The sequence below is a fragment of the Bradyrhizobium sp. USDA 4341 genome (assembly GCF_054063755.1).
The window spans coordinates 6,503,007-6,519,158 of record NZ_JBSSGO010000002.1 but is presented as its reverse complement, the minus strand read 5'-3'; the positions used below and the strand labels follow the sequence as shown (position 1 = coordinate 6,519,158).

General features: G+C 64.8%; 11 protein-coding genes. 5 read left to right on the top strand and 6 right to left on the bottom strand.

Going from position 1 to position 16,152, the window contains the following annotated elements; all coding sequences use genetic code 11:
- Nucleotides 1-166: 166 nt before the first annotated feature.
- Nucleotides 167-1,354, bottom strand: a complete 1,188-nt coding sequence (locus ACVIGB_RS36855) for a DUF2125 domain-containing protein (RefSeq protein ID WP_456718991.1) — start codon at nucleotides 1,352-1,354, stop codon at nucleotides 167-169.
- Between the two features lie 187 nt (nucleotides 1,355-1,541).
- On the opposite strand from ACVIGB_RS36855, the gene ACVIGB_RS36850 reads away from it, so the two are divergent.
- The 3 genes from ACVIGB_RS36850 to ACVIGB_RS36840 all read left to right on the top strand — a co-directional run bounded on the left by ACVIGB_RS36850 (nucleotide 1,542) and on the right by ACVIGB_RS36840 (nucleotide 7,539).
- Nucleotides 1,542-2,147 carry a gamma-glutamylcyclotransferase gene (locus ACVIGB_RS36850; protein WP_456718992.1) on the top strand — a complete coding sequence of 202 codons (606 nt, stop codon included), beginning with the start codon at nucleotides 1,542-1,544 and terminating at the stop codon, nucleotides 2,145-2,147.
- 117 nt (nucleotides 2,148-2,264) lie between these two features.
- On the top strand, nucleotides 2,265-4,076 hold the full coding sequence (locus ACVIGB_RS36845) for a caspase family protein (RefSeq protein WP_456718993.1): 1,812 nt from the start codon (nucleotides 2,265-2,267) through the stop codon (nucleotides 4,074-4,076).
- Between the two features lie 169 nt (nucleotides 4,077-4,245).
- Nucleotides 4,246-7,539 (top strand): efflux RND transporter permease subunit, encoded by a 3,294-nt coding sequence (locus ACVIGB_RS36840; RefSeq protein ID WP_456718994.1) that lies wholly within the window; start codon nucleotides 4,246-4,248, stop codon nucleotides 7,537-7,539.
- A gap of 90 nt (nucleotides 7,540-7,629) precedes the next feature.
- On the opposite strand, the gene ACVIGB_RS36835 is transcribed toward ACVIGB_RS36840, so the two are convergent.
- Together ACVIGB_RS36835 and ACVIGB_RS36830 are read right to left on the bottom strand one after the other, a co-directional pair.
- On the bottom strand, nucleotides 7,630-8,553 hold the full coding sequence (locus ACVIGB_RS36835; RefSeq protein WP_456718995.1) for a 2-dehydropantoate 2-reductase: 924 nt from the start codon (nucleotides 8,551-8,553) through the stop codon (nucleotides 7,630-7,632).
- 170 nt (nucleotides 8,554-8,723) lie between these two features.
- A complete protein-coding gene (locus tag ACVIGB_RS36830; RefSeq protein ID WP_456718996.1) occupies nucleotides 8,724-10,019 on the bottom strand; it encodes an MFS transporter in 1,296 nt (431 codons plus the stop codon).
- Nucleotides 10,020-10,540: 521 nt separating this feature from the next.
- Between ACVIGB_RS36830 and ACVIGB_RS36825 the strand changes: the two genes are divergently transcribed.
- Nucleotides 10,541-12,022, top strand: a complete 1,482-nt coding sequence (locus ACVIGB_RS36825) for an aldehyde dehydrogenase (RefSeq protein WP_456718997.1) — start codon at nucleotides 10,541-10,543, stop codon at nucleotides 12,020-12,022.
- Between the two features lie 147 nt (nucleotides 12,023-12,169).
- On the opposite strand, the gene ACVIGB_RS36820 is transcribed toward ACVIGB_RS36825, so the two are convergent.
- Nucleotides 12,170-13,399, bottom strand: a complete 1,230-nt coding sequence (locus ACVIGB_RS36820) for an MFS transporter (protein WP_456718998.1) — start codon at nucleotides 13,397-13,399, stop codon at nucleotides 12,170-12,172.
- A gap of 130 nt (nucleotides 13,400-13,529) precedes the next feature.
- Here ACVIGB_RS36820 and ACVIGB_RS36815 point away from each other — a divergent pair, with 130 nt between their 5' ends.
- Nucleotides 13,530-14,441 carry a LysR family transcriptional regulator gene (locus ACVIGB_RS36815; RefSeq protein ID WP_456718999.1) on the top strand — a complete coding sequence of 304 codons (912 nt, stop codon included), beginning with the start codon at nucleotides 13,530-13,532 and terminating at the stop codon, nucleotides 14,439-14,441.
- Nucleotides 14,442-14,563: 122 nt separating this feature from the next.
- Here the strand turns inward: ACVIGB_RS36815 and ACVIGB_RS36810 are convergent, their stop codons facing one another.
- Nucleotides 14,564-15,325 carry a lysophospholipid acyltransferase family protein gene (locus tag ACVIGB_RS36810; protein WP_456719000.1) on the bottom strand — a complete coding sequence of 254 codons (762 nt, stop codon included), beginning with the start codon at nucleotides 15,323-15,325 and terminating at the stop codon, nucleotides 14,564-14,566.
- An 88-nt stretch (nucleotides 15,326-15,413) separates the two neighbouring features.
- Nucleotides 15,414-16,130 (bottom strand): YdcF family protein, encoded by a 717-nt coding sequence (locus ACVIGB_RS36805; protein WP_456719001.1) that lies wholly within the window; start codon nucleotides 16,128-16,130, stop codon nucleotides 15,414-15,416.
- Nucleotides 16,131-16,152 lie beyond the last annotated feature (22 nt).

The following is a 16,152-nucleotide window of genomic DNA, read 5'->3' as shown; positions in this document are numbered from 1 at the left end:
GAATGTTTTGCCGCGACGGACGATATCGCGCGCGGGGGTTAAGGAGTCTGTGCAATGCGTAGGGCGGATTAGCGTAGCGTAATCCGCCATCTTGGTGAGTTGGCGCGGCGAGTTACGGCTTCGCCTAACCCGCCCTACGAGCTACGAGCCCTCGACAGAACGCCGCTCAGAACAGCGGCGGAATCTGCGCGACTTTCAGCGGTCCCAAAAACACCGCGCCGTCGGCGAAGCGCAGCGGGAAGCTGCGCGCCTTCTTGCCTTCGAGCGTCGCCTCGATGCCGAGCGAATTGATGCCGGCGGAGATGCCGGCATTGGCGTTCTGCTTGATCACCTTGCCGAGGCCGGGGATGGCGCGGTCCAGCGCGCCGAACAGATTGCTGAGGTCCTGGCTCTTCACGCCCGGTGCGACGCGATCGAGCGTGGACTGCGGCACGCCCTCCTCGAGCATCTTGTCGATGCCGAGCGCGGGGATGACGCGCTCGAGGCCGGCGACCGTCATCTGCAGTTCGCCCTCGATGCGGCCTTGGGCGTTGAGGCGGAGCGTGCCGGCCGCGACCGAAAGGACGTCGCCCTGCTCGATCCGCGACTGCTGGATCTCGACGCTGCCGCCGGCCGCCTGGATCTCGCGGAAACGATCCGGCCACGGCTTCGGCGAGAAATCCTTCAGGCCGTTCAGCCGCGCATGGATGTCGGCGTTGAACGGCTGGGTGAGCAGCGGATGCACGTCCTGCAGGGTGCCGCCGGCGATCTGGAGCACGGTCTCGATCGCGGGGCTGTCCGGTGCCGAGCCGTCGACCTGCCTGCCGTGCAGCTCGATGTGATTGACGCGCATCAGCGGTGTCGGCGCAGGACCGCCGGTGCGGTCGATGGCGAGATTGTCGAACACCAGCGAGGCGCGCTGCGGCACCGCCGGCAGGCCGACCACGCTCGAGCGTCCGAGGCTCCAGTTCACCGACAATGTCGGCTGCGCATTGCGCTCGGCGATCGTGGCCGGGCCCTTGAACTCTGCGATCACGAGCTTGGGATCATAGATCTGCGCCACGACCAGGATCTCGACCAGCCGTGCCACGAACGACATTTGCGGCGAGGCGGTCTGCGACACCAGCATCACGCTGGGCTGCTCGCAGCGGATTTCGAGCCGGAACGGGTAACCCGCCACCGAGCGCTTGTCGCAATCATAGACCCGGCCGGCCTTCGCCTCCTGCGCGCGCCAGGCATCGGCCTGCACGCCGACCTGCGAGGCGGCAAAGAACCAGAAGCCGCTCCATAGCACGGCGGCGATCAGGACTGCGACAGGGACGGCATAGAGGCCGAAGCGCGAGCGACGGCGGGGGGCTGAGTTCAAATCGGACATGCGGCGTCCTTTGGCGGGCGAATTTGTCAAAATCGAAGCGGCAGCAAGCCGCGGGCAACCCTTACGCACCTCTTGCGCACCGCTTGCGCAATCCTCGCGCAACCTTTGCGTAACCCTTACGTAACCCTTGGAAACATCACGGAATCTGCTTCGCTTCGACGGCGTGTTCTGCTAGCCCATCTGCGGGATGTCAGCAAATCCTCCCCATTCCGAAACCGACGGCGACCTCTGGGTGTTCGGCTACGGCTCGCTGATGTGGAAACCGGGCTTCGAGTTCCTGGAGCAGGTGCCGGCGCGGCTGATCGGCGAGCATCGCGCGCTCTGCGTCTATTCGTTCGACCACCGCGGCACGCCGGAGAAGCCGGGCCTGGTGCTCGGGCTCGACCGCGGTGGCGCCTGCCGCGGCATCGCCTTCCGCGTCGCCGCCCGGCTGCGCTACGACACCATCGCCTATTTGCGGGCGCGCGAGCAGACCACCAACGTCTATCGCGAGGTGATGCGCTCGGTGTGGCTGGAGAATGCGGCGCGCGATCGCGTCAGTGCGCTGGCCTATGTGGTCGATCGCGGCCATGTGCAATATGCCGGACGGCTGTCGCTCTCCGAGCAACTGCGCCTGGTGCAGCAGGGCCACGGCCGTTCCGGCAACAACCGCGATTATGTGCTCTCGACGGTTGCCGCGATCGAGAAGCAGGGCTTTCGCGACACCCAACTGCACCAGCTCGCGACGATGCTGCATGATTCCGGCCCGCTGCATCGCGATGCACGTGCGGCGGACGGGCTCGACCAGGCCTGAGTGCGGCCGCGCTATTGGCGTCGATCTCGCGCATTGAGGAACCGGTTCGCGGAATTTTGCCACGGCGCGAACAATATTGTGGTCTCAATTTTCGGTCGCCGGAATGGAATGACTGGAATGCGCCCCTCATTGCTGAAGCTCGCCGCACTCGGCCTGCTGTTGCTGCTCAACACCCCATCTTATGCCGGGCTGAGAGAGGATGGTGCGGCGTGCGACGCCAAGGATCCGCACCCGGAACTCGCGATCCCCGCCTGCACCCGCCTGATCGCGGCCAATCCGAGGGGACGCGACCTCGCGATCACCTATTACAACCGGGCGCTGGCCTGGCATAACAAGGGCGATCTGGAGAAAGCCAAGGCGGACTACGACCAGTCGATCGCGATCAATCCGTCGTTTGCGCCTTCCTACGGCCAGCGTGCGAAGGTCTATCTGCAGAACCAGGCCTATGACCGCGCGCTGAGCGACTTCGATCAGGCGATCCGGCTCAAGCCTGCCGGTCCGTTCAGCGCCGGCTGGTTCAACAATCGCGCCGAGCTGTTCGTTGCCACCGGGGACTATGATCGCGCGTTGGCCGATTACGGCAAGTCCATCGAGCTCGATCCCAACTCGTGGTACGCCTATGTCAATCGCGCGCTGGTCTATGATTTCCGCGGCAAGGACCGGCTCGCGGCGCTGCATTGCCAGGATGCGATCAAGCTCGCGCCGCGCGCAGCCGGCCCCTATTATTGCCGGGCCGTCGTCGAGATCAGCGCCGGCGATCTCGACAATGCCGCGCGGGATATCGACCACGCGATCGCGACCCAGGATGGGCAAGCCGAGTTCTACTCGCTGCGCGGCCTGACGCTCGCCAGCAAGGGCGAGCTCGACCAGGCGATGCGCGACTACGACCACGCCACGCAACTGAATGCACAGGGCGCGCTGAATTACGCACGGCGAGGTCTCGCCGACGAGAAGAAGGGCGATATCGACGCTGCGCGCGCCGACTTCCGGCATGCGCTCGACGTCATCGGCCTCGATCAACTCGACCGCACCCAGGGCCAGCGCGTCGCCAGGGACGGCCTGCAACGGCTGGATCAGGTCGCCACCACGGAGAAGAGCGTCGTCGCGGATCACGGCGCGGCCAAACCCGGCCCGGCCAATCCTGCCCCCGCGCTCGCCGCGGCCGTTCCGATCCCGCCGATCGGCGCGGGCCAGACGGCAACGACAACCGAACGGCGCATCGCTCTCGTCGTGGGCAATTCGAAATATCGCTCCGTCCCGGTGCTGCCGAACCCCGGCCAGGACGCCGCGGCGATTGCCGACACGCTGCGCGCGGTGGGCTTTCAGGACGTCCGCCTCGTCACCGACGCCACGCGGGACAGCCTGGTCGAAGCCCTCAAATCATTCGCCAACGCGGCTGACGGCGCCGACTGGGCCGTGATCTACTATGCCGGGCACGGCATGGAGATGGCGGGCGAGAACTATCTGGTGCCGGTCGACGCCAAACTCGCAACCGACCGCGACGTGTCGTTCGAGGCCGTCGCCCTGACCCAGGTGATGGGCGCCACCGAAGGGGCGCGCAAGCTGCATCTCGTCATTCTCGATGCCTGCCGCGACAATCCGTTCGCCAACCAGATCAAGCGCACCGTCGCGTCACGCTCGATCGGCAGGGGGTTGGCCCAGGTCGAACCCGACAGCGGCACGCTCGTGGTCTACGCCGCCAAGCACGGCCAGGTCGCGCTCGACGGCGACGGCGGCCACAGCCCGTTCGTGACCGCCCTGATCAAGCGCATGCAGACCCCGCGGATCGAGATCCGCAAGCTGTTCGACCTCGTGCGCGACGACGTCATGGCGGCCACGGATCGGCGCCAGCAGCCCTTCAGCTACGGTTCGGTCCCGGGAAGCGAGGATTTCTACTTTGTCAGCGCGAGCCAGAATGCAGCCAAGTAGTCCGCGTCCGCGCGGTCGGGAACGAGCGATCGGGAATTCGGCCATTGTCGGGCGTCTGTTGCGATCCGATCAATCGCGGCGGGCGTATGGCGGCGGCCTGTGACATTTAAGCTTTTGCATCGCGGCGCGGACAGATAGAAGCTCATCCGCGAACATCGACACTGATGCAATGAACCTCTCCGCCCCCTTTATCCGCCGGCCGGTCGGCACCACGCTGCTGTCTCTTGGACTGGTGGTGGCGGGCATCATTGCGTTCTTCAAGCTGCCGGTGTCGCCGCTGCCCGACGTCGACATCCCGACCATCATGGTGCAGGCGACCCTGCCCGGCGCCAGCCCGGCCGACGTCGCTTCCACCGTGGCGAGCCCGCTCGAGCGTCATCTCGGCCAGATCGCGAGCGTCACCGAGATGACGTCGACGTCTTCGCTCGGCTCCGCCCGCGTCACGCTGCAATTCGACATCGACCGCGACATCAACGGCGCCGCGCGCGACGTGCAGGCGGCGATCAACGCCGCGCGCGCCGACCTGCCGACCAACCTCCGCGCCAACCCCACCTACCGCAAGTTCAACCCGGCCTCGGCGCCGATCCTGATCTACACCCTGACCTCGGACACGCTGACGCCGGCCGAGCTCTATGACGCGGCCTCGACCGTGCTGGCCCAGAAGCTGTCGCAGGTCGAGGGCGTCGGCGAAGTCTCGGTCGGCGGCGGCTCGCTGCCCGCGGTGCGCGTCGAACTGATCCCGCCGGCGCTCTACAAATACGGCATCGGGCTCGAGGACGTCCGCGCCGCGCTGTCGAGCGCCAACGCGCACAGCCCGAAGGGCGGCATCGACGTCGGCGACCAGCGCTACCAGATCTACGCCAACGACCAGGCGCGGAAGGCCGCCGACTACAAGCCGCTCGTCGTCGCCTACCGCAACGGCGCGGCGGTGCGCCTGACCGATGTCGGCGACGTCATCGATTCCGTGGAGAATGTGCGCACGCTCGGCCTGTCCAACGGCAAGCCCGCCGTCGTGATGATCGTGTACCGGCAATCGGGCGCCAACATCATCAAGATGGTCGACAGCGTGAAGGGGCTGATGCCGCAGCTCAAGGCCTCGGTTTCGCCCGCGATCGACATCACGCTGGCGATGGACCGCTCGAAGACGATCCGAGCCTCGCTGCACGACGTCGAGATCACGCTCCTCATCGCCGTCGCCCTGGTGATCCTGGTCGTGTTCGCCTTCCTGCGCAATGCGCGGGCGACGCTGGTGCCTGTGGTAGCGGTCGGCGTGTCGCTGATCGCGACCTTTGCCGTGATGTATTTGCTGGGCTACACGCTCGACATCTTCTCGCTGATGGCGCTGACGGTGGCGACCGGTTTCGTGGTCGACGACGCCATCGTGGTGCTGGAGAACATCGCCCGCCACTTGGATGCCGGGATGTCGCGGCTGGAGGCGACGCTGGTCGGCACCCGCGAGGTCGGCTTCACCGTGCTGTCGATGAGCGTGTCGCTGATCGCAGTGTTCGTGCCGATCCTGCTGATGGGCGGCCTGGTCGGTCGCCTGTTCCGCGAATTCGCCATGACCATCACCATCGCGATCGTGATCTCGCTGGTGGTCTCGCTGACGACGACGCCGATGATGTGCGCGGTGCTGCTGCGCAAGGAGGAAGGCCAGCCGCATGGCTGGATCTACCGGATCAACGAGCGCGCCTTCGAGTTGATGCTGAGCGGCTACCGCGCGACACTCGGCCTCGCGCTGCGGCATCCGCTGCTGGTGATGCTGATCCTGGGCTGCACGCTCTATCTGAACGTCCATCTCTACACGGTGGTGCCCAAGGGCTTCGTTCCGCAACAGGATACCGGGCTGCTGATCGGCTCGATCCAGGCCGACCAGAGCACCTCGTTCCAGCTGATGCAGCAGAAGCTGACCCAGTTCATCGACATCGTGAAATCGGATCCGGCGGTCGATACCGCGGTCGGCTTCACCGGCGGCGGCGGCGTGGGTCCGGGCGGCACCAACACCGGCACCGTGTTCGCGTCGCTAAAGCCGATGGACGAACGCAAGCTGCGCGCCGACAAGGTGATCGAGCGGCTGCGCGACCCCTTGGCAAAGGTGGCGGGCGCCACCCTGTTCCTGCAATCGATCGGCGATCTCGGCGCCGGCGGGCGCTCGGGCAACGCGGCGTATCAATACACGCTGAAGGGCTCGACCTTCGAGGAGCTGAACGAGTGGACGCCCAAGCTCGTTGCGGCGCTGCAGAAGGAGCCGACGCTCGCCGACGTCAACACCGACCAGCAGAACAAGGCGCTGCAGGCCAATCTGGTCATCGATCGCGACGCCGCCTCGCGGCTCGGGATCACGGTCAGCCAGCTCGACAACACGCTCTATGACGCGTTCGGGCAGCGCCAGGTCTCGACCATCTTCGTCGCGCGCAACCAGTATCATGTGATCATGGAGGTCGCGCCGCGCTTCTCGCAGGACCCGCAGACCCTGAAGGAGGTCTACATCTCGACCTCGGGCGGATCGGCGACCGGCACGCAGAGCACCAATGCGGTGGCCGGCACGGTGGCCTCGTCGTCGCAGAAGAGCTCGATCAGCTCGGTCGCCGCCAATGTGGTGCGCAATCAGGCGACCAACTCGATCGGCGCCACCGGCAAGGGCGTCGCCTCGACCGGAACCGCGGTCTCGACCAGCGCGGAGACGATGATCCCGCTGTCGAGCGTCGCCCGCTTCGAGCATGGCGAGACGCCGCTTGCGGTGAACCACCAGGATTTGCTGGTCGCCAGCACGATCTCGTTCAATTTGCCGCCGGGCGTCTCGCTCAGCACCGCGACCACCACGATCGAGAACGCAATGCACACGCTCGGCATGCCGGCGGGCATTTCCGGCGGATTCGCCGGCTCCGCGAAGATCTTCCAGCAGGCGCTGGCGAACGAGCTGTTTTTGATTCTCGCAGCACTTGCGACGATCTACATCTCGCTCGGCATGCTCTACGAGAGCTACGTCCACCCGCTGACCATCCTCTCCACTTTGCCCTCGGCCGGCGTCGGCGCGGTGGCGGCGCTGATGCTGTCGCACACCGATTTCGACATCATTGGCATGATCGGGGTGATCCTCCTGGTCGGCATCGTCAAGAAGAACGCCATCATGATGATCGATTTCGCGCTCGACGCCGAGCGCCAGCGCGGGCTGTCGTCGCGCGATGCGATCTACGAGGCCTGCCTGATGCGGTTCCGCCCGATCATGATGACGACGCTCGCCGCGCTGTTCGGCGCGGTGCCGCTGATGATCGGCCTCGGCGAAGGCAGCGAGCTGCGCCAGCCGCTCGGCATCGCGATCTTCGGCGGCCTGATCCTGAGCCAGATCCTGACGCTCTACACCACGCCGGTGGTCTATCTCTATCTCGACCGCGCCAGGCTGTGGGTCCAGCGCCGCCGCGCCGCGCGCCGCGCACGGCGGGCCACGGCACGCGCGTCCTGACTGGGCCGGGTACTCACACATCCGAAGCGCGTGCGCGGGGTCGCGAGGTCCGCGTTACCCCGAACAGCAGACGTCGGCGATGCCTTCGAATCATGCCTTGCGGCCGTTGGCATCGATCGACAGCGCCTGGGCAATGAATTTGTGTGTCGGGGTCGGTACGCCGAGCTTCTCACCCATGCGCACCAGGGTGCCCGAGAAATAGTCGATCTCGAGCGGCCTGCCGGCTCGCCGGTCGACCAGCATGGACGTGATCATTTCGCGGGGATTGGCGTCGGCGGCTTTCATGATCGTCTCGAAGTCGGCGGGCTTGAACGGCACGCCGGCTGCGAGGCCGACGGCGATCACCTCGCGCACGGCATCCTCGAACAGAGCGCGGGTGCCGGGCGTCTCGCGCATCGGTCCGTAAGAGGCATTCGTCAGCGTCATCATGCCCGAACTCGGAGCCAGTGACGCGAACTTCATCCAGACATTGTAGCGGATCTCTGGTGTGAGCACGGCATCGAGGCCGGCCTCCTTGCACATGTGTTGGAAGGCCTCGAGGTGCGGATTCGCTCGTCCATCCGGCTCGCCGAACTCGATGCGGCCGGGTTGCGCCTTGTGCTCGATCACGCCAGGCCGCGCGATGTGGCTCGAGATACGCACCACGCCCGGCACCACGTGCGCGCGCGGCAGGTGCGCCCTGATCAGGTCCGGCCCCTCGATGCCGTTCTGCAGCGAGATGATCGTGGTGCCATCCCGAACCGCGGCCTGCAACGCTTTCGCCGCGCGCTCGGTATCGCCGAGCTTGGTTGCAAAAAGCACCATCTCCGGCGGCCCGGCCTCGGCGGGATCGCCGACGGCCTTCGCCGGCTTCACAGTGTGATTGCCGCTGATACCGATGATCTGCAGTCCATCACGGCGCATTGCGTCGAGATGCGCTCCGCGCGCGACGAACGTGACGTCCTGCCCCGCGGCCGCTAAACGCCCACCGTAGTAGCCGCCAATGCCGCCAGTACCCATGACCAGAACTTTCATGGTCTCTCCTCCCAAGCCGCGAACGGCAGAGAGTGCCGATCGGCAACATTCCTGCCAGTCACCTCTGGCTCGAACCTCCCGAACATCATGTCACGCGACCACGGCATCGCCTCGCCTCGTTGAGGCGATGCCGTGTTTGCGGACCATCAAGGTCATGCAACCAAGGTGGCTCAGGCGACGACCAAATCGGGCACCAAGAGCTTGCCTTTGGTCTCGGGCCCGTAGAAAGCCGCTGCGGTCCAAGCGAGGCAACCGATCCACGTCCCGACAATCATCGGCAAAGCCAATCCTGTGCCGTAACGTTCAGCGACGAAGGTCAGCACCAGTGGCACGAAGCCGCCGAAGATGGCCCCCTGGTGGTAGCAGAACGCAGCTGCGGTCGCCCGAACCTCGGTCGGGAAACGCTCGTTCAAGTAGGGCACCATCTGCCCATGCATCCCGCCGCCGGCGCACATTCCCTGAGCGATGAAACCCAACGCGATCCATAGAAAATCGGAGGAGAGCAGGTAAAGCGGTGCGAGCGGCAGAGCGATCAGCGCTGGAATAATGATCGCCGCGCGCCGGCCAAAGCGGTCGGACCACCAACCCCAGCCGCACGTCGAGAGGAACAAGCCGAGATTGGCGAAGAAGATCGGGGTCGCGACCTGCCCTGGGGAGAGGTGCAGTTCCTTCTGCAGATACGTCGCGAACAGCGCGTTGACGGAGTAATAGGCGACAAAGCCGCCGGCAAGCCAAACGCAGGCTGTCAACGTGTTGGCCAGAACACCACGTTTGAAAATGGAGATAAGGGGGGCACGAACCTCGCGTTGCTCGACACGCTGGCGGCGCCGGTTCTCGAGCCAAACGGGCGGCTCTTTGACGTACTTGCGGACATAGAAAACGGAAAGCGCCGGGAGGACCCCGACCCACAGCATGCCGCGCCAGCCGATATAGCTGTAGAAAAGGCCATAGATCGCGCTCGACAGCATGAAGCCGAGGCCCCATGAGCCTTGCAGGACGCCGCCCATCAAGCCGCGCGAACGTACCGGCCAAGTCTCCATCGCCAATGCCGCGCCGGCCGGCCATTCGCCGCCCATGCCGATACCAAGCAGCGCGCGGAAAATGAAGAGATAGGTGAAGGTTGGTGAGAAGCCGGCGGCGAAATTGCTCAGCGAATACCACAGGATCGAGATCATCAGCGGGATCTTGCGACCGACACGGTCAGCGAGCCAGCCCGATCCCACGGCGCCGACCAGCCTGAGCCACAATGTCACGGACAACACGAACGCGACTTCGGTCAACGGAACATGGAATTCCTGCGAGATGGGCACCATGATCAGCAGAAACATCGTGAAGTCGAACGCGTCGAGGGTCCAGCCGAGCCAGGCCGCGACCCACGCCAGCCATTGATCCTTCGTAGGCTCTTTCCACCAGGGGACTTCCAAAGAGGAATTAATTTCCAAAGAGGAATTGAGGGTGCCAGACATGGGATGCTCCGTTTGTTGGCTTCCCGGTTGCTCGAAAAGGAATTGCTGCCGCTGGGAAAGCGGCACACGAACGAAGAAGAATGAAAATCTGAGTGGAGAGCCAAAAGAGACGGCAATCTCCCGAGAGATCATGCCTGCCGACAGCAACAACCCTGCTCAGCGAATGAACGGGGAATTCGGCACGTCCCCGCTATGAGCGTCAGACAAGTGGACAGCTTACCTCTCACCGACGGGTGCGGCAAAGAGTAAGGATTGCTGTCACCTTTCCAAGGCCGCCGCTCCTTCGCTTCGATGCGGCATTTCTGGCGGGTCCGTGCGTCTTGCAACTGCTGCCAGACCATGCGCCGCGAGCTGGCGAAATGTACCATGGCACTCGGCGCCATCATCGCAGCCGAGCTTGCCGCGCCGCACGGGTGATGCCGGCCCACATGCAACCCATTCCCGCGGCTGCGTTATGACGGCGTCGCGGAATGCGTGATAGCGTTTCGCCAACCAGACCCATCGCCTTGCGGGAGGATCTCATGAAGACCTATCAGCTCTACATCAACGGCCAGTATGTCGACCCCGCCAATGGCGAGTGGTTCGACAGCATCGATCCCTATCGCGGCGAGGCCTGGGCCAAAATTCCGCGCGGCTCGGCGGCCGATGCCGACAAGGCGGTGAAGGCCGCCAATGAGGCGATGTGGCGCGGCCCGTGGGCGAAGATGACGGCGTCCGCGCGCGGCAAGGTGATGCGCAAGCTCGGCGACCTCGTCGCCGCCAACGCGGAGCGTCTCGCCGAGATCGAGGTGCGCGACAACGGCAAGCTGATGGCCGAGATGCTGGGCCAGCTGCGCTACCATCCGGAATGGTGGTGGTATTTCGGCGGCCTCGTCGACAAGCTCGAGGGCGGCCTGGTGCCGATCGACAAGGCGGACACCTTCGCCTACACGACGCATGAGCCGGTCGGCGTCGTCGCGGCGCTGACCGCCTGGAATTCGCCGCTGCTGTTCGTCGCCTGGAAATGCGCCGCAGCGCTCGCCGCCGGCTGCGCCGTGGTCGTGAAGCCCTCGGAATTCACCTCGGCCAGCACGCTGGAATTCGCGGCGCTGACCAAAGAAGCCGGAATTCCCGACGGCATCTTCAACGTGGTGACCGGCTTCGGGCCGGAGGCAGGCGCCGCATTGATCTCGCATCCCGGCGTCGCCAAGATCACCTTCACCGGATCGGACACGACTGGCGCAAAGGTCTACGAGACCGCGGCCAAGAGCCTGAAGCGGGTCTCGCTCGAGCTCGGCGGCAAGTCCCCCAACATCGTGTTCGAGGATGCCGACCTGACGGCGGCTGCGGCCGGCGCGATCTCCGGCATCTTCGCCGCCACCGGCCAGACCTGCATCGCCGGATCGCGCCTTCTGGTGCAGAGCTCGATCAAGGAGAAGTTCGTCGCGCGCGTGCTGGAGCTGGCAAAATCCGCCAAGATCGGCGATCCCATGCAAGCCGACACCAATGTCGGCCCGATCACGACGCCCGCGCAGTACAAGAAGGTGCTCGACTACATCGATATCGCGAAAGCCGAAGGCGCGCGCTGCCTGCTCGGCGGCAAGCCTGCGTCCGGCGAGGGTATCAAGGGCGGCCAGTTCGTCGAACCGACCATCTTCACCGATGTCGACAACACCATGCGGATCGCGCGCGAGGAGGTATTCGGCCCGGTGCTGTCGATCATCTCCTTCGACACCGAGGAAGACGCCATCCGCATCGCCAACGACACGATCTACGGCCTTGCCGCCGGCATCTGGACCAAGGATCTGGCGCGCGCCATCCGCGTGCCGAAGCAGCTGCGCGCCGGCACGGTGTGGGTGAACACCTACCGCGCCATCAGCTACATGATGCCGTTCGGCGGCATGAAATTCTCCGGCGTCGGCCGCGAGAGCGGCATCGACGCGGTGCGCGAGTATCAGGAGACCAAGAGCGTCTGGGTCTCGACCGCGACGGACGTGCCGGCGAATCCGTTCGTGATGCGGTGAGAGGACGAAACCCATCATTGGAATGGCTTGCTTGAGTTCAACCTCGGTGGCGAAGATGTATGCGATCGAGCTGAAGATTGCCATGCAGCCCGTGCCGCCTTTCTCCTCTGCGGCGGCGACGCCGTACACGCGCGGTAGTCGCAGGCGTCACCCGGCCGGGCTTGCCGCCGCACAAGCCGCGCACTGCGCGTCGGCTTTTGCCTTGCGACGACGTGCTCCGACCAAGATAACGAGCGACGAAAGGGCGAGGATGGCGGCACTGAACAGAAACGTGGCTCGATAGCCGCTGTGATCGAAGAGAACGCCGCCGCCCGCAGCACCCATCGTGATCGCGAGCTGAACCACCGCGACCATCAGCCCTCCGCCTGCTTCGGCGTCATCGGGCAAGGCCTTGCTCAACCAGGTCCACCAGCCGACGGGGGCCGCCGTGCCGACGAAGCCCCACAGGAACATCAGTGCCGCCGTTGCCCCGAGTGACGAACCCATTGCGATCAGGGCGACGGCGATCACGGCCATTGCGAACGGCATCAACACAAGCGAAGCGTAAAGGCGGTCGCGGATGACAATGCCGATCAGCGCCGTGCCGACGAGACCGGCAACGCCCATCACGAGCAGCAGTGCCGAAATGGTCGTGACATCGACGCGTGTTACCGTTTCGAAGAACGGCCGCAAATAGGTGAAGAGCGCGAACTGCCCGAGGAAGAACAGGGCTGCGGCGATCATGCCGTAGGGCACTCCAGGGCGGCGAAGCACCTTGAACGCCGCTGCCGCGCTCGCCCGCTCATGGCTCGGCATCATGGGCAGTGTGACGAACTGCCAAAGCAGGGTCAGCGCAGCGATCGGCACGACGCAAAAGAACGCGCCGCGCCAGCCGATATACTGGCCAAGGAAGCTGCCAAGCGGCGCGGCGATCGTCGTCGCGAGGGCATTGCCGCCATTGAGAACCGCAAGGGCCCGCGGCACATCCTTGGCCGGCACGATACGTATCATCGTTGCGGCGGACATCGACCAAAAGCCACCGACAGCCATGCCGACAAGAGCGCGTCCGAGCATGAAAACCGGATGATTGGGCGCGAAAGCCACGACGATGCCGGAGACCAGCATGACGCTGGTCAACCACAGCAAAACAGACCGCCGGTCGATACCGCGCGTTGCGGCCGAGATAAACAGACTGGTCAGGATGGCGAAAAGGCCAGAGATCGAGATGGCTTGCCCGGCCTGTCCTTCCGTCAAGCGCAAGCCATCGGCAATCGGCGTGAGCAGACTCACGGGCATCCATTCAGAGGCAACGAGGGTCGAGGCGCAAAGCGTGAGCGCAAAGACGGCGCCCCATGCACGCATGGGCTGCGTGGTCTGTTGATCGGTCGTGGTGTTCATCGGGCATCCATATGCGGAGAGGCGCCAGGCAGGCGCCGTTCACGGCCACACCTAGAGCTCTCCGCAGCATTCGATTAGCCGATATAATTTGCTTGCATTAATCGATGGAGGCCATGAATACTGACCGGCCATGGCGAGCCAAGATTTCAACGACTTACTGGCATTCGTGGCCGTCGCCCGCGAGCGCAGCTTCACCAAGGCGGCGGCAAAGCTCGGCGTCGTGCAGTCAACGCTCAGCCATACGATCAAGCGCCTGGAATCCCAGATGGGGCTGCGGCTTCTCACGCGCACGACCCGCAGCGTCGGCTTGACCGAAGCGGGCCAGCGCCTTCAGCAAACACTTGCGCCGCGTATCGAGGAAATCGAGCGCGACATCGCCGCGCTGATGTCCCTGCGAGACAAACCGTCCGGCACCATCCGGATCACGCTTTCGGACCATGCGCTGGAAAAGGTTGTCTGGCCGAAACTGTGGCCCGTTCTCAAGAAATATCCCGACATCAAGGTCGAGTTCAGTCTCGATACAGGCTTTCGCAATATCGTCGAAGACGGCTTCGACGCGGGCATCCGCCTCGGTGAGAGCGTCGAGAAAGATATGATCGCAGTGCGCATCGGCCCCGATTGGCGGCTGGTCGCGGTCGCGTCACCCGCTTACCTGAGAGAGCATCCCAAGCCCAAGCACCCGCAAGACCTCATCCAGCATGTCTGCATCAAGCGGCGTCAAGCGGCAGGCGGTCACTATGCGTGGGAGTTCGCCAAGAACGGCGCTGAACTGCGGGTGCGTGTCGAGGGCCAGGCGACGTTCAATGACTCTCGCGCCATGATCGATGCCGCCGTGAAGGGCTTCGGCATCGCCTATGTTCCCGAAGACCTGGCTGCGCCGCGCGTGCAGTCAGGTGAGTTGGTCGTTGTGCTCGACGACTGGTCGCCGAAGTTCGATGGCTACTATATCTACTATCCAACATCCCGGCAGAACTCGGCTGCATTCAAGGTGATCGTCGATGCGCTACGGCATCATGACGCACGGCAGAGGAAACGCGGATAGCACTCGGACATTGCCGTGGATTGGTGAGCTCCGTTCATGCGCCCAGGCAAAACTCTTCTAATTTGCCAGATGCCGTCGGCGTCATCTTCGGCTTCGCCGACGAAGCGCCAATAAGCCCGCGCCTACCCCTTCGCCGCACCCGGCACCCCGCCGAACAATTGCGCCTGCTCGGCGCGGCCGGCGTCGACGATGCGGGTGGTGGCGGTTTCGATCTGTTCGCGCAGGCGGGTCATGAACTCGTCGCGCGGCAGGCCCGGCGGCAACGGATCGAGGAATTCGACCACCAACGTGCCGGGATAGCGCATGAAGGTGCGGCGCGGCCAGAACAGCCCGGAATTGAGCGCGATCGGCAGGCACGGCACGCCGCTCTCGGCATAGATCTGCGCGACGCCGGCCTTGTAGTTCGGCGCAGCACCAGGCGCGGTGCGGGTGCCCTCCGGAAAGATCACGAGCTGGCGGCCGAGCTTCACCTCGACTGCCGCGCGCTTCAGCGTCTTGATCAGCGAGCGCGGGCCGCCGCCGCGCTCGACCGAGATCATGCCGACCTTCTTCAGGTACCAGCCGAACACCGGGATCATCATCAGCTCGCGCTTGAGGATGAACAGCGGATGCTCGAAGAAGCGCACCAGCGCAAACGTCTCCCAGAACGACTGGTGCTTGGAGGCGACGACGAGCGGCCCGCTTGGAATCTTCTCGACGCCGCGGAACTCGATCCGGATGTTGCAGATCACGCGCATCAGGAACAGGCTGATGTTGGCCCACGCGGCCTCGATCGCCATCATCGCGCCGCGCGGCAGCAGCAGCGCCGGCAGCGCGACGATGCAGAGCAGCACCAGCACCAGATAGAACAGCACGTTGAAGATCAGCGAGCGCAGGAAAATCATTTCAGTCCTTGTTTGAGCATGATCTCAGCGCAAACGCGTACCGCGCTGGTCGCGAAGGAAAACCGCTCCGCACTTTTCCGGATCATGCCTAGTCCTTGTTCGCCTGCGCCGTCGCCGGGCGGCGTGGCACGGCTGCCGGCTCGGCGAGATCGGAGGTCAGGTCGAGGCCGATATCGGCCAGCCGCACCCGCATCTCCGCGGCGACATATTTGGCGTATTCCGATAGCAAGAGACGGAACGTTCCGCCACTCGTCCACCACGGCTCGTCGCGCCATTTGTCGCCGACCACCGCGAACGGGATCAGCGTGATGTCCGGCATCGCATGTGACAGTTCCACGATCGCGCGGGGCATGTGGTAGTTCGACGTCACCACGATCAGCGACTTGAAGCCGCGCTCGTGCGCCCAGCGCCGCGTCTCCGCCGCATTGCTGCGGGTGTTCACCGCGGAACGGTCGAGATCGACGCAGCACCGCATCAGCCCCTGGCTGTCCGGGACCGAGCGCGAAATGTCATTGGCGTCGTTGGTCGGATGCACGCCGGAGATCAGCAGGCGCTTGCCGTAGCCCGCCGCCAACAGCTCCATGGCGTCGGACACCCGCGACGAGCCGCCGGTCAGCACCACGATGCCGTCGGCATTGTGCGGCGGGTCGGTCTCGACGCCGCGCAATTGCGACAGGAAGCCGATGAAACCGACCGCGGCGGCAACGAAGGCAAGCGCCAGCGGCACGACGATGACGACGCGCAGCCAGCCGCGCGGCTGCGCGGCATGGCCTTTCGGCGACGTATCGTCGGGCTGCAAACTCATGTGATGCTGATATCCTTCCCCC

What these genes read in the sequence shown, in the direction of transcription:
- ACVIGB_RS36835 (WP_456718995.1), bottom strand. Translation starts at nt 8,553, where the DNA reads ATGAAAGTTCTGGTCATGGGTACTGGCGGCATTGGCGGCTACTACGGT.
- ACVIGB_RS36815 (WP_456718999.1), top strand. Translation starts at nt 13,530, where the DNA reads ATGGCGAGCCAAGATTTCAACGACTTACTGGCATTCGTGGCCGTCGCC.
- ACVIGB_RS36845 (WP_456718993.1), top strand. Translation starts at nt 2,265, where the DNA reads ATGCGCCCCTCATTGCTGAAGCTCGCCGCACTCGGCCTGCTGTTGCTG.
- ACVIGB_RS36805 (WP_456719001.1), bottom strand. Translation starts at nt 16,130, where the DNA reads ATGAGTTTGCAGCCCGACGATACGTCGCCGAAAGGCCATGCCGCGCAG.
- ACVIGB_RS36830 (WP_456718996.1), bottom strand. Translation starts at nt 10,019, where the DNA reads ATGTCTGGCACCCTCAATTCCTCTTTGGAAATTAATTCCTCTTTGGAA.
- ACVIGB_RS36825 (WP_456718997.1), top strand. Translation starts at nt 10,541, where the DNA reads ATGAAGACCTATCAGCTCTACATCAACGGCCAGTATGTCGACCCCGCC.
- ACVIGB_RS36850 (WP_456718992.1), top strand. Translation starts at nt 1,542, where the DNA reads ATGTCAGCAAATCCTCCCCATTCCGAAACCGACGGCGACCTCTGGGTG.
- ACVIGB_RS36810 (WP_456719000.1), bottom strand. Translation starts at nt 15,325, where the DNA reads ATGATTTTCCTGCGCTCGCTGATCTTCAACGTGCTGTTCTATCTGGTG.
- ACVIGB_RS36840 (WP_456718994.1), top strand. Translation starts at nt 4,246, where the DNA reads ATGAACCTCTCCGCCCCCTTTATCCGCCGGCCGGTCGGCACCACGCTG.
- ACVIGB_RS36855 (WP_456718991.1), bottom strand. Translation starts at nt 1,354, where the DNA reads ATGTCCGATTTGAACTCAGCCCCCCGCCGTCGCTCGCGCTTCGGCCTC.
- ACVIGB_RS36820 (WP_456718998.1), bottom strand. Translation starts at nt 13,399, where the DNA reads ATGAACACCACGACCGATCAACAGACCACGCAGCCCATGCGTGCATGG.